At 65.5% G+C, this 12,846-nt stretch carries 10 protein-coding genes; 5 read left to right on the top strand and 5 right to left on the bottom strand.

What is annotated here, in order from left to right; translation table 11 throughout:
* Nucleotides 1–132 precede the first annotated feature (132 nt).
* The 4 genes from J6500_RS14260 to J6500_RS14245 all read left to right on the top strand — a co-directional run bounded on the left by J6500_RS14260 (nucleotide 133) and on the right by J6500_RS14245 (nucleotide 4,476).
* Nucleotides 133–1,518 (top strand): ABC transporter substrate-binding protein, encoded by a 1,386-nt coding sequence (locus tag J6500_RS14260; protein ID WP_225713338.1) that lies wholly within the window; start codon nucleotides 133–135, stop codon nucleotides 1,516–1,518.
* A gap of 170 nt (nucleotides 1,519–1,688) precedes the next feature.
* Complete coding sequence (locus J6500_RS14255; RefSeq protein WP_225713337.1) at nucleotides 1,689–2,561, top strand: carbohydrate ABC transporter permease; 873 nt, start codon at nucleotides 1,689–1,691, stop codon at nucleotides 2,559–2,561.
* Nucleotides 2,558–3,409, top strand: coding sequence for a carbohydrate ABC transporter permease (locus J6500_RS14250; RefSeq protein ID WP_225713336.1), 852 nt, complete (start codon nucleotides 2,558–2,560; stop codon nucleotides 3,407–3,409). Before J6500_RS14255 ends, J6500_RS14250 begins: the two co-directional genes overlap by 4 nt.
* Nucleotides 3,410–3,489: 80 nt before the next feature.
* Nucleotides 3,490–4,476, top strand: coding sequence for a hypothetical protein (locus tag J6500_RS14245; RefSeq protein ID WP_225713335.1), 987 nt, complete (start codon nucleotides 3,490–3,492; stop codon nucleotides 4,474–4,476).
* Between the two features lie 9 nt (nucleotides 4,477–4,485).
* Here J6500_RS14245 and J6500_RS14240 read toward each other — a convergent pair whose 3' ends face one another.
* From J6500_RS14240 to J6500_RS14230, 3 genes are read right to left on the bottom strand one after another with little or no spacing between them, the layout of a single operon-like run.
* A complete protein-coding gene (locus tag J6500_RS14240; protein ID WP_225713334.1) occupies nucleotides 4,486–5,301 on the bottom strand; it encodes an ABC transporter permease in 816 nt (271 codons plus the stop codon).
* Nucleotides 5,301–6,215 carry an ABC transporter permease gene (locus J6500_RS14235; RefSeq protein ID WP_225713333.1) on the bottom strand — a complete coding sequence of 305 codons (915 nt, stop codon included), beginning with the start codon at nucleotides 6,213–6,215 and terminating at the stop codon, nucleotides 5,301–5,303. Before J6500_RS14235 ends, J6500_RS14240 begins: the two co-directional genes overlap by 1 nt.
* Nucleotides 6,212–7,312, bottom strand: coding sequence for an ABC transporter ATP-binding protein (locus J6500_RS14230; protein WP_225713485.1), 1,101 nt, complete (start codon nucleotides 7,310–7,312; stop codon nucleotides 6,212–6,214). The genes J6500_RS14235 and J6500_RS14230 overlap by 4 nt, the downstream gene beginning before the upstream one ends.
* A 295-nt stretch (nucleotides 7,313–7,607) precedes the next feature.
* On the opposite strand from J6500_RS14230, the gene J6500_RS14225 reads away from it, so the two are divergent.
* Complete coding sequence (locus J6500_RS14225) at nucleotides 7,608–8,837, top strand: tetratricopeptide repeat protein (RefSeq protein WP_225713484.1); 1,230 nt, start codon at nucleotides 7,608–7,610, stop codon at nucleotides 8,835–8,837.
* A 6-nt stretch (nucleotides 8,838–8,843) separates the two neighbouring features.
* Here J6500_RS14225 and J6500_RS14220 read toward each other — a convergent pair whose 3' ends face one another.
* Together J6500_RS14220 and J6500_RS14215 are read right to left on the bottom strand one after the other, a co-directional pair.
* Complete coding sequence (locus J6500_RS14220; RefSeq protein WP_376707804.1) at nucleotides 8,844–10,658, bottom strand: chloride channel protein; 1,815 nt, start codon at nucleotides 10,656–10,658, stop codon at nucleotides 8,844–8,846.
* A gap of 577 nt (nucleotides 10,659–11,235) precedes the next feature.
* Nucleotides 11,236–12,819, bottom strand: a complete 1,584-nt coding sequence (locus tag J6500_RS14215; RefSeq protein WP_225713331.1) for an ABC-F family ATP-binding cassette domain-containing protein — start codon at nucleotides 12,817–12,819, stop codon at nucleotides 11,236–11,238.
* Between the last annotated feature and the right edge of the window lie 27 nt (nucleotides 12,820–12,846).

The raw sequence follows: 12,846 nt of genomic DNA, 5'->3' as shown, positions 1-12,846 counted from the left end.
ATAGCGCCTTCACGCGCGCGTCACGACGGCCCCCTACGCAAGTCGGCGGCATCGCCATCTGGATCAGGTCACGGGCATGCGCTAGAGTTTTATCCAACCGGTTAATAAGCCGGCCTCATGAGGGAGAATAACGTGAGATCCAAGGTTATTGGTGCTCTTTCACTCGCGGTCGCTGCGGTCGGCCTGTTCGCCGCAACCGCGCCCGCTTTGGCCCAGAGCAAGACGATCACCGTCTGGTGGGGCAAGGGATTTTACAAGTCCGAAGACGACGCGCTGATCGAGACGATCAAGAAGTTCGAGGCCAAGACCGGCATCAAGGTCGAATTGTCGCAATACGCGATCCAGGACATGATTCCGAAGACGGTCGCGGCGCTGGATTCCGGCACCGTGCCCGACGTCGCCTATTCCGACAGCTACGACGTGCAGGCGCAGGGCAAATGGGCCTATGAGGGCAAGCTCGAGGACCTCTCCGACATCCTGCTGCCGATGAAGGACGCGTTCGCGCCGAACACGCTGGAGACGGCGCTGCTTTACAACGACGTCGCCAAGAAGAAGGCCTATTACGGCTTCCCGCTGAAGCAGCAGAGCATGCACGTCCAGATTTGGGGCGACCTGCTGGAGAAGGCCGGCTTCAAGGCATCGGACATCCCGACCAAATGGGAGGACTACTGGACGTTCTGGTGCGACAAGGTGCAGCCGGCGATCCGCAAGGCGACCGGCCAGCGCATCTACGGCGTCGGCCAGCCGATGGGCGTGGAATCCACCGACAGCTTCCAGTCGTTCTACACCTTCATGGACGCCTACCACGTCAAGCTGGTCGACGACGACGGCAAGCTCCTGGTCGACGATCCCAAGGTGCGCGACGGGCTGATCCACGCGCTGAAGGACTACACCGACACCTATCTCAAGCAGTGCTCGCCGCCCTCCTCCACGACCTGGAAGGATCCCGACAACAACGTCGCCTTCCACAACAAGACCATCGTGATGACCCACAACTTCACGATCTCGATCGCGGCGAAGTGGTTCGAGGATTCCACCAACCCGGCGCTCACCGACGCGCAGCGCGCCGCCGGCAAGCAGGCCTATGAGCACGACATCATCACCGCGTCGTTCCCGAAGGCGCCGGATGGTTCGACCATCCGCTACCGCTCCGACGTCAAGACCGGCCTGATCTTCGCCAATGCCAAGAACAAGGCCGAGGGCAAGCAGTTCATTGCATTCCTGATGCAGGAAGATAATTTGCGGCCCTATGTCGAGGGTGCGCTCGGCCGCTGGTTCCCGGTGACCAAGGCCAGCCAGGCCAGCCCGTTCTGGCAGGCTGACCGGCATCGCAAGGCGGTCTACGATCAGTTCACCGGCGGCACCGCGCCGTTCGACTTTACCAAGAACTGGAAGTTCACCATCCTGAACAACGAGAACGTCTGGGCCAAGGCCATGAACCGCGTCGTCAGCGAGAAGGTGCCGGTGGACAAGGCCGTCGACGAGCTGATCGCCCGCATCAAGCAAGTCGCAGGCTGATGATGAATCCCCCTCTCCCCGCTCTTCGCGGGGAGAGGGTCGGGGTGAGGGGCTCTCCGCGAGTGATGCGCGTGGACAGTCCGTACCCCCTCACCCGAAGCCTTCGGCTTCGACCTCTCCCCGCAAGCGGGGCGAGGTATAAGAGAGAGACGAGGACGAGTTAGCGAACCATGGCGATCACGCTTTCCGGCGATCAAGCATTGCCAGGCCCGCCGCTGTCGGCGCGGCTGTCGCCGCCGCAGGTCTGGGGCATCGTGCTGCTTGCGCCCTATCTGCTCGTGTTCCTCGCCTTCGTGGTCTATCCGGTCGGCTACGGCCTATGGCTGGCGCGCCACCCGGCGAGCTATGTCGCGCTCTATCACGACCCGATCTTCGCGCGCGCCGCGGTCAACACGCTGATCTTCCTGGTCATCGGCATCAACATCAAGATGCTGATCGCGCTGTTCCTGTCCGGCTTCTTTGCCCAGCAGCGGCCCTGGATCAAATGGCTGTCGGTGATCTTCATCCTGCCCTGGGCGGTGCCGTCGATCCCGACCATCCTGTCGGTGCGGTTCATGCTCAATCCCGAATGGGGGGTAGTCAACCAGCTGATCTTCAAATTCACCGGCGACGACGGCCCGAACTGGCTGAACGATCCGTCGGTCGCTCTCGCGATGGCGATCGGCGTGCACATCTGGAAATCGCTGCCGTTCTGGACCCTCATTCTGCTGACCGGCCGGCTCGCCATCTCGCACGATCTGTACGAGGCGTCCGACGTCGACGGCGCCAACTGGTGGCAGAAGTTCAAATACATCACCTGGCCGTCGATGCAGACGCTGTACGTCACCTGCACGCTGCTCTCGATGATCTGGACCCTCGGGGACTTCAACAGCGTCTACCTGCTCACCGGCGGCGGCCCCGCCGATCTCACCCACGTGCTGTCGACGCTCGGCATCCGCTATCTCAGGCTGGATCAGCTCTCGCTCGCGATGGCCTCGATCGTCTGCGCCATGCCGTTCGTGCTGCCGCTGGTCTATTTCATGATGAAACGGTTGTCGCGATGAAGCTGCCCACCCTCCGCGAAGTCGGCACCGAAGCCAAGCTGCTGCTGATCGGCATCCCTGTCTTCATCTGGACCATGATCCCGATCTACCACATGTTCCTGTTCGCGATCTCGCCGAAGGAGGACGCGTTCTCCGGCAAGCTGTGGCCGGCGCATCCGACGCTGCACAATTTCTCGATCGTGTTCCACCAGCAGCATTACTTCCTGCGCGACTTCTGGATCCAGTTCTGGAATTCGACCGTGATCGCGCTCGCCGCCGGCGCGCTGACGCTGTTCGTCGCCACCGCCGCCGCGTTCTCGATCTCGCGGCTGCGGGTGCCCGGCGGCCGCGCCGTGATGAACCTCGCACTGTTCACCTATTTCATCCCGGCGGCATTCCTCGCCGTGCCGATGTACCGCACCATGGGCAATTACGGCCTGCTCAACAATCATTGGTCGCTGATCCTGGCGATGGTGACGATCGCTTCGCCCTACGCGATCTGGGTGCTGAAGCAGGCCTCCGACAAGCTGCCGGTCGAGCTGGATGAAGCCGCGACGATGGACGGCGCCACCACGCTGCAGCTGTTCCGCCTGGTCTATGTACCGTTGATGATGCCCTCGCTGGTCGCGGTCGGCACCTACGCGATCCTGCTCGCCTGGAACGAGTATCTCTACGCATTCCTGCTGCTGTCGAAGGACACCGACATCACGCTCCCGGTCGCGCTCGGCAACTTCCTCGCCGCCGACGATTCACCGTGGGAGCTGTTGATGACCACCGGCTTCATCTACGCGCTGCCGCCGGCCGCGGTCTATTACGCCTTCAAGCGCTACATGGTCGGCGGCCTGACCGCCGGCGCGGTGAAGTCGTAAGGAGCGCATCGTCCGGTTGAACCAACCGCGTCGGTCGAAAGACCCATAGGGAGACTTCGCGGCAGGGAAACCATTCGGCAATGCGGACCAACGACGCAATCCATCTCGGCTTGCTGCTGCTTGCGTTCGCTGTCGCCTATCTCGTTCCGTTCGAGCTGTTGCTGCTGGTCTATGTGGTGCTGGGCCCCGCCCATTATTTCACCGAGATATCCTGGCTTCACGACCGCAGCTATTTTCTGCCCCACCGCGGCATCGCGATCGTGCTCGTTGTGCTCGCCATCGTCGCCGCGCTGATCGAGAACGCGTCCTGGTTCGGCTTTGCGATGTGGATTGCGTTGGTCGGCTGCGCGATGCTGGCGGCGACCAAATCGGCGGTCGAGAGCATGGTGCTGCTCATGGTCGCGATTGGGCTTGCGGCGATCATGTATGCGAACGGCGCCTCGTTCGCAGTGGCCGGCATCCTGATTCCGACGCTGGTGCACGTCTCGCTGTTCACGCTGGTGTTCATGACGCTCGGCGCCTGGCGCTCCAGCAGCCTGACCCAGGCGATGCTGGTGGTCGCCTATCTCGTCGCGATCACGGTGATCCTGCTGGCGCCGCCGACCGCCGAGATCCGGATCCCGAGCTTCGCCCAGGCGGCAAGAGAGTATTTCGGCAATGTCGGCCCGGCGCTGAGCCGGCTGTTCGGCATTCCGGGCCTCGCCCTCGACACGCGGCTGACCAGCCTGCTCGCCTTTGTCTACAGCTATCACTACCTCAACTGGTTCATCAAAGCCGACGTGATCCGCTGGGCGGACATCCCGCGTTCGCGGCTGGCGCTGGTCGCCGCGGCAAGCGCGGGATCGACCGCGCTGTATTTCTATGACTACGCGTTCGGCTTCACCGTGCTGCTGGCGCTGAGCCTGACCCACATCCTGCTCGAATTTCCGCTCAACAGCCTGGCGCTGCGCCAGCTCGGCGGCGCCATCCAGATCGGCGTCGTGGGCCTGGTCCGGCATGGCGTTGCGGGCACGGCGCCGGCCCGTTCCACCGCGGCAAAAACAGCCAAGCGGCGCAAGCAGGCCTGATCGCCTGCCTCACAGCGGCGCAGCGTTCTCGCCCCGGGCGTTCGACAGTTTCGAGGCGAACGAGGCCACCACGATGATCACCGCGATCAGCGCGATCACCAGCGTGCAGATCGCATTGATCTCGGGCTTCACGCCGAGCCGGACCTCGGAATAGATCCGGATCGGCAGCGTCGCCGAGCCGGGCCCGGTGGTGAAGCTCGCGATCACGACGTCGTCGAGCGACAACACGAACGCCAGCATCCAGCCCGCGACGATCGCGGGTGCGATCTGCGGCAGCGTGACCAGCAGGAAGGCGCGCACCGGATCGCAGCCGAGATCCATCGCGGCCTCCTCCAGGCTGCGGTCGAGTGTGACGAGGCGCGACTGCACCACGACGGTGACGAAGCACATCGTCAGCGTGGTGTGGGCGATCGTCACCGTCCAGAAGCCGCGCTCGATGCTGAACGCCACGAACATCAGCAGCAGCGACAGGCCGGAGATCACCTCCGGCATGACAAGCGGCGAATACAGCATCCCCGAGAACAGCGCCCGGCCGTGGAACCGTTCGCCGCGCGCCAGCCCGATTGCCGCCAGCGTCCCCAACAACGTCGCCAGCGTCGCCGACACCGCGGCGACCGACAGACTCATCCAGGCCGCCTCCAACATGGCGCGGTCGTTGAAGAACTCTTGGTACCAGCGCAGCGACCAGCCGCCCCACACCGTGACCAGCCGCGAGGCGTTGAAGGAGTAGATCACCAGGATGACGATCGGCAGATAGAGGAACGCCAGCCCCAGCGCCAGCGCGGTCATATTGAAGCGCGTGATGCTGGTGACCGGGCGCGCCATCAGTTCCTCCCCGCCAGCTGCCGCCGTTGCAGGCGGTCGTACAGCACGAGCGGCGGCACCAGCAGCAGCAGCAGCGCGACCGCGGCAGCGGAGGCGACCGGCCAGTCCTTGTTGGTGAAGAACTCGAGCCACAGCGTCTGCCCAATCATCAGCGAGCCGGAGCCGGCAAGCAGATCGGGGATCACGAACTCGCCGACGATCGGAATGAAACAGAGCAGCGCGCCGGCCCCGACGCCCGGCAGCGACAGCGGAAACGTCACCAGCCAGAACGCCTTGAGCGGCGAGGCGCCGAGATCGTTCGCCGCTTCGAGCAGCGATGCATCCATCCGCGACAGCGTCGCATAGAGCGGCAGGATCATGAACGGCAGATAGGAATAGACGATGCCGAGATACATCGCGCTGTCGGTCGACAGCCAAACCAGAGGCGCGGAGACGATATGCAGCGCCAACAGGATCTGATTGAGCAGGCCGTCATGCTGCAGGATGTTGATCCAGGCATAGATGCGGATCAGGAACGAGGTCCAGAACGGCACGATCACCAGCATCATCGCGACGCCCTGCCAGCGCCGCGGCAGCCGGGCCATGCCGTAGGCGATCGGATAGCCGATCACGAGCAGGATCAGCGTCGCGCTCACCGCGACGACGAGGCTGCGCAGATAGGACAGGATGTAGAGGTTGTCGGAGAGCAGCAGCCTGAAATTGTCGAACGACAATTGCGCGAAGGCCGCGGCCAGCGCCGCGCGGCCCTCGGCGACATCGAACACCGGCGTGTAGGGCGGCTGTGCGATCGCAGTCTGCGACAGGCTGATCTTCAGCACGAAGCCGAACGGCACCAGGAAGAACAGCACCATCCAGACATAGGGCGCGATCGCGGCAAACCGCGCCGGCCGGGCGAAGATGCGGCGCGCGCTCATTGCTCCAGCACCAGGCAGTCGTCGGCGGTGAACCACGCCACCACCCGCTGGCCGGCCAGATAGGCATCGACGTCGAGCCGTGCGGTGTTGGCCATCGACGCGCGCAGGATGGCTCCGGATTCCAGCCGCACCTTGTAGGTGGTCACGCCGCCGAGATAGTTGACGTCCGCGACCACGCCGTCGAGGCGATTGATCGTCTGCGCGTCGCCCTCGCCGTTGGCCGGCGCGCGGCGCGACAGCTTGACCTTCTCGGGTCGGATCGCGACGCTGACCACGTTCTTCGTCACCGGCGGCCACAATTCCGAGACCGTGAGCGTACCGGCCTCCGCGGTCGAAACGGTCAGGCGGCTGTGCCCGCTGGCGATCACCTGGCCGTCGAACAGGTTGATGTCGCCGACGAACCCGGCGATCCAGCGCGTCGCCGGCGCCTCGTAGAGATTGCGCGGGGTCGCGACCTGGACCAGGCGGCCCGCATCCATCACGCCGATCCGGCCGGCCATCGTCATCGCCTCCTCCTGGTCGTGGGTGACGATGATGAAGGTCATGCCGAGCCGGCGCTGCAACTCCATCAGCTCTCCTTGCGTGCTCTCGCGCAGCTTCTTGTCGAGGGCGGCGAGCGGCTCGTCGAGCAGCAGCACCTGCGGCCGCCGCGCCAGCGAGCGCGCCAAGGCGACGCGCTGCCGCTGTCCGCCGGAGAGCTGATCCGGCTTGCGCTTCTCCATCCCCTCCAGCCTGACCAGCGCGACCATCTCCGCGACGCGGGTCGCGATCTCGGCGCGCGGCATGCCGGCACGCCTGAGGCCGAAGGCGATGTTGTCGCGCACCGATAGATGCGGGAACAGCGCATAGTTCTGGAACATCATGTTGACGGGCCGCTCATGCGGCAACACATGGGCGATGTCGTTGCCGCCGAGCAGGATGCGGCCCTCGTCCGGGGTCTCGAAACCGGCGAGCATGCGCAGCAGCGTGGTCTTGCCGCAGCCGCTCGGGCCGAGCAGCGCGAAGAACTCGCCGGCCCGGATATCGAGCGAGAACGTGTCGACCGCACGGAAATTGCCGAACGATTTGGCGACGCCTTCGATGCGCAGCAATGGCATGTCCGAGACGGCCGGTTCAGGCAACGGCCTGGCCGCCTCCGCGCTCGCTTCGCTCGATGTCACGTCCTAGAGCCCCGATTCCCCGCCGGTCCGACAATGGCCGCAAGCTAGCGGCGGATCGCCATCGGCTCAACCGCTTCGCGCGACAACTCCCGCAATATTGTCGCGCGCCATGTCTCTGCTAGACTCCGCGCCGAATTCGGGAGGACAACCGATGATCCACGACCGCTACGGCCTGCCGCTGACGACCGCCTCGGACCGCGCCGCCGCATACTATGTCGACGGCGTCGATCGCATGCTGGCGGCCCTGCTTGGCGCCGATGCGGCGTTCGAGGCTGCGATCGCCGAAGACCCCGCCTTCGCGATGGCCCATATCGGGCGCGCCCGCGTGCACCAGCTCAACATGGAAGGCGGCGCGGCCCGTGCCAGGGCGGCCACGGCCCGGGAGCTCGCCGCGGCTGCGAGCCCGCGCGAGCGCCAGCATATCGAGATCATGGCGTCGGTGATCGAAAGCCAGGCGAAGAAGGCAATGGCGATGGCCGAACAGCACCTGACGGAGTATCCGCGCGATGCGCAGGTGCTGTCGCTGCTGCTCGGCGCCTTCGGGCTCTACGCGTTCTCGGGCCGGGCCGATCATGACGCCGCGCGGCTCACGCTTTGCGAACGCTATGCGGCCGACTATGGCGATGACTGGTGGTTCCTGACCTATCTCGGCTGGTCCAAGACCGAGGCCGGCGACGTCGTCGCCGGCCGCGCCGTCACCGAGCGCGGCTACGCACTGAAGCCGGAGAATGCCGGCGCGGCGCACGCCGTCGCGCATGCGCTGTTCGAGCAGGGCGATGGAGCGGAAGGCCGCGCGTTCCTGTCGGCCTGGCTGCCGGCCAATGACCGAACCAGCTTCCTGCAGGGCCATCTCGCCTGGCACCTCGCGCTGATCGATATTGAGGAGGGTGACGCCGATGCCGCGCTCGGCATCTACGAGCGCCATATCAAGCCGGCGGGCCGGCCCTATCCGCCGCTCAACATCTACACCGATACGGCCTCGCTGCTGTGGCGGCTGTCGCTCGCAGGCAAGACCGGCCTCGAGCCCTACTGGAAGGATGTCGCCGCCTATGGCGACGGCCATTTCCCGAAGGCCGGTGCGCATTTCGCCGACGTGCATCACGCTTTGGTCGCCGCCGCCACGACGAGCGACGCCTTGCAGGCGCGGCTGGCCGAGATGGAAACGCGCCACGCCGACGGCAAGCTGGCGCCCGGCCCGTCCGCGATCGGCCTCGGCCGCGGGATCGCCGCTTTCGCGGCGGGCGACTACGGCGCGGCGGTGCGCATCCTCGCGCCGCTGATGCCCGAGCTGGTGCGGATCGGCGGCAGCCATGCGCAACGCGAATTGTGGGAGGATACATTCATCGTGGCCTGCCTGCGCGCCGGCGAGGGCAAGCAGGCGGCTGAGCTGATCTCGGACCGGCTGCACCGGCGTCCATCGCGGCGCGATCAGATGTGGTCGCAACAGGCGGCGCGGCAATAGCTGCGCTCAGTCCTCATAGCTGTCGATGACAGCATCGGCAACGGCGCGCTTGGTGATGATCCCGACGATGTCGTTGACACGCGGCCGCGCCGTGCCGCGAAACACGATCGCAGCGCCGGCACGATGGCGCTTCAGCCGCGCAAACGCCAAGCTGAGCAGGTCCTGGTCGCGGCAGATCACGAGCCGGCTCTCGACATAACGTTCGACCGGCACGTCCGGATTGCTGCTGGCCTTGAGCCACAGGCCTGACCGCGGCGGGATCAGCCCCACGATGCGCCCCTCGCGCTCCACCACGATGGCGCGGACGTCGTCGATATCATCAGGGACGATCGCCTGCCGCAGCGTGGTGCCCGCCCGCGCGACGATGAACTTCTTCTCCATGATGTCCCGCGCCTGCTTGACCAGATACAGGTTGATGTGCCGTTCCTTGGGAATCCGATGGCCGCGGTGCCGCAGCTTGATGGTGTAGATGGTCTCGCCGATCAGCGCGCGCCGCACGCCGGCCGCCAGCGCCACCGCGACGATGACAGGCACGATGATCGCGTAGTCGCGCGTCATCTCGAACACCATGACGATCGCGGTCATGACGCCACCGGTGCCGGCGCCGACCATCGCCGCCATGCCAATGATCGCCGCCGAGGGCAAGCTCAGTCCGGAATGGGGGAACACCACGCCGATCGCCGCGGCGAAGGCGGCGCCGAGCGTGGCGCCGAGATAGAGCGAGGGCGAGAAGATGCCGCCGGAAGCGCCGCAGCCAAGGCTCACCGTGGTCGCCACCATCTTCAGTACGAACAGCAGCGCGAGCAGCCCCGCCACCGTCAGCTTCTGATCGAAGATCGACTGGATCACCGAATAGCCGACGCCGTTGACGTAAGGTTGCCCGAAGCCGTGGGTGAGGCCCACCATCATCAGCCCGATGATCGACATGCCGATGATGTTCTGGGTGTACTCGTTACCCGGCAGCTTCGGGAAGCCGTCCTCCATGAACACCAGCATGCGGATGAAGGCCCAGGCTGCGACGCCGCAGAGCACGCCGAGCAGCACAAAGCTCAGGATCTCGGCCGGCGCGCTCGCTCCGGCGAGCGAGAACTGGACATCCGGGACGGCAAACGCCGGATCCGGTCCGATCAGGATTCGGCCGATCGTCGTCGCGGCTCCGGTCGCCACGACAACGGGGAGAAAGGTGCGGTTGGAGACCTCCGGCAGCAGTATTTCGAGCGCAAACAGCACGCCGCCGAGCGGGGTGTTGAAGGTCGCGGCGATGCCTGCGCCCGCGCCAGCCGACAGCAACGTGATCTTTTGCCAGGTCGACAGACCGATATATTGCGAGAATGCCGAACCCAGCGCCGAACCGATCTGAATGATCGGCCCTTCGCGCCCGACCGCGGCACCGGTGCCAATGGAAATCGCGGAGGCCAGCGCCTTGACGAGGGCGACCGCGCCACGAATGTTGCCGCGCTTGTAGAATACCGCGTCCATCACCTCGGGCACGCCGTGCCCCTTGGCTTCGGGAGCGAAACGCTTCACCAGGAACACGACGACGAGTCCGCCGATGATCGGCGAGAACAGTACCAAGTCCCCGAAGCGGCTCGGCCCCTCGCTGACATTGGCGTCGTAGGCGAAGCTGAGTGTGCCGTTGTAGGAGAGATTGTGGACCATCGCGATCAGCGCGCGGAACGCGACCGCGCCAAGTCCGGTCATGATCCCGATCACGAGGGCAAGGCCGCAAAGCGTCAGCAGGCTGACCCGCCGCTCCTCGGCGGCCGGCTTGCTGGCGGAGCCGAGGAGCGCGGGACTTGCGGACGTGGACACGGCGGGCATCAGAGATCACCGATAGGCTGGAGCAGTCGTCGTTGCTGCACGAATTATACCAATCAGGCCGAGATCAAAGCGCATATTGCTGGAACATGCATGCATGTTTCGCAGACGTGCGGCGAGGCGTAACTATGTCGTGACCCGATCTAATCTGGCGGCGGGAACTCCGGCCGCGTCGATCGGGCCAGCCGGCATGGTCAGCCCGAGCTTGGCCGCGGGCGCGGCGTACGTCTGCACATTTCGTAATATCGGAAAAATACCCCTGAGTTGCCCGACATGTCAAGCGCCTGACCGAACAGCGCCTGATCGAACGCCGGCCGTCGCCGGCTCCTTTGCATGGGGTTGTTTTTCGAGATTTGGCCGGCGGGGTCCTATCATGCGCCAGCGTGCGATGGGATTGGGTTGGGCCGGAGCGGCGTCGGCGGTTCACCTCTCCCTTGGGAGAGGTCGATTTACGCAGCAAATCGGGTGAGGGGTTACGGTCTGTCGAGAGAGCAAGAGCCCTCACCCGGCGCTTCGCGCCGACCTCGCCCCGCCCGGGAGAGGTGCAACCGAATCCGCGGTCAGACCGATTCAACCTCAATCACCCGCTTTGACCCGCACCGGGCGAGGCAAAGAAGTGCTCGGGTCCGTCGACTTCCGCAAGCTTGCTGCCCTCGATCACCCAGAACCGGTTCGCCACCTCGCGCACGAACTGGCGGTCGTGCGAGACGAGGAGGCAGCTCGCCTGCTGCGCCATCAACTCGTCCTCCAGCGCCTCCTGGCCCTCGATGTCGAGATGGTTGGTCGGCTCGTCGAGCAGATAGAAGTTCGGCTGGGTGAGCCGCAGCACCAGCATGCCGAGGCGCGCCTTCTGCCCGCCCGACAGCCGCCCGATCGGACGGCCCTGCATCTCGATCGACAGGCCGGCGCCGGCGAGCAAGCCGCGCGCCCGTTGATCGCCCACCTCGAAGCGGCGGGTGATCATGCGCATCGGCGTGTCGGTGTCCACCAGATCAGCCAGTGCCTGGTCGCAATAGCCGAGCACGAGCGACTCGGTGGCCTTGATCTCTGCCGCTGCCGTCTCCGCGCCTTCGATCGCCTGGCGCAGCGCGGCGACGAACCGGGTCTTGCCGGCGCCGTTCGGCCCGAGCAGCGCGATCCGGTCGCCCTTGCAGATGAAGCGCTGGCCGGTCCTGAACAATGGCCTGCCGTCGGGTGTGGCGATGGTGGCATCGTTCAGCCTGATCAGCACCTTGGCATGGCTCTCGCGGTTGGCGAGCTTGATGCTCCCGGCGGATCGGTCGACATGCGCAGGCTTTGCCGAGTCCTCCAGCTTCTCGGCACGCTGCTTCAACTGCCGGGTCTTCGACAGCAACAGGTCGCTGCCGGAATTGACGCCGAGATTGTGCAGCTTCGCCGCCTGCTGCCGCAGCTGGCGGACCGCCTTCATGTCGCGCTGGAAGCTGCGCTGGTCCGATGCATCGGCCTCGTCCGCCGCCGCGCGCGCTAGCGTGTAGGGCAGCGCGAACAGCAGCGACCGTTCCGGACGCAGGAACAGCGTCCGGTTGGTGCTGGCGTCGAGAAAGGCGCGATCGTGGCTCGCGATCACCACCGGCATCTCGCGCGGCAATGCGTTCAGCCAGGTCTCGAGCCGGGCGATTTTGGCGAGGTCGAGATGGTTGGTCGGTTCGTCGAGCAGCAGCACGTCGGGCTCGGTCACCAGCACGCGGGCCAGCACGGCAAGGCGCAGCCAGCCGCCGCTGAGTTGCCTGAGCGGCCGCTGCCAGAGTTCCTCCGGCACGTCGAGCGATTGCAGCACGATGTCGACCCGCCAGCCTTCACTGCCGCGTTGCTCGCTGGGCAGCGCCGCGAGGACGGCGGCATGGAACGGGGTGTCGAGCAGTTCAGGCGGGGCATCCTGCGCGACATGGCCGATGGTCAGGCCGCGCGACCGGGTGATGTCACCTTCGTTCGGCTGCATCGTCCCGGCGATACAGCGCAGCAGCGTGGACTTGCCACGGCCGTTGGCGGCGACGAGGCCGATGCGGTCGCCAGCGTTGACGACGAGGTTGAGTTCGGAAAACAGCGGCGCGTTCAGCGTCACGCCGAGATTGCGGACATTGATGAGGGTCACGATCGATTCTCTGGTCTTGCCGGCCATCACGGCATCCGGGGCAGCAGCCATCGACGGACGGGCGTGACGAAGCGCGGC

This window comes from Bradyrhizobium semiaridum (assembly GCF_020329505.1).
Taxonomy (GTDB): Bacteria; Pseudomonadota; Alphaproteobacteria; order Rhizobiales; family Xanthobacteraceae; genus Bradyrhizobium; species Bradyrhizobium semiaridum.
Note: the sequence above shows the minus strand (reverse complement) of the source record. Positions and strands in the feature narration are given on the sequence as shown.

Bases quoted from the DNA above. Each gene is read 5' to 3' on its own strand.
- J6500_RS14250 (WP_225713336.1), top strand. From the start codon at position 2,558: ATGAAGCTGCCCACCCTCCGCGAAGTCGGCACCGAAGCCAAGCTGCTG.
- J6500_RS14240 (WP_225713334.1), bottom strand. From the start codon at position 5,301: ATGGCGCGCCCGGTCACCAGCATCACGCGCTTCAATATGACCGCGCTG.
- J6500_RS14230 (WP_225713485.1), bottom strand. From the start codon at position 7,312: ATGCCATTGCTGCGCATCGAAGGCGTCGCCAAATCGTTCGGCAATTTC.
- J6500_RS14215 (WP_225713331.1), bottom strand. From the start codon at position 12,819: ATGGCTGCTGCCCCGGATGCCGTGATGGCCGGCAAGACCAGAGAATCG.
- J6500_RS14235 (WP_225713333.1), bottom strand. From the start codon at position 6,215: ATGAGCGCGCGCCGCATCTTCGCCCGGCCGGCGCGGTTTGCCGCGATC.
- J6500_RS14220 (WP_376707804.1), bottom strand. From the start codon at position 10,658: ATGCCCGCCGTGTCCACGTCCGCAAGTCCCGCGCTCCTCGGCTCCGCC.
- J6500_RS14225 (WP_225713484.1), top strand. From the start codon at position 7,608: ATGCTGGCGGCCCTGCTTGGCGCCGATGCGGCGTTCGAGGCTGCGATC.
- J6500_RS14255 (WP_225713337.1), top strand. From the start codon at position 1,689: ATGGCGATCACGCTTTCCGGCGATCAAGCATTGCCAGGCCCGCCGCTG.
- J6500_RS14245 (WP_225713335.1), top strand. From the start codon at position 3,490: ATGCGGACCAACGACGCAATCCATCTCGGCTTGCTGCTGCTTGCGTTC.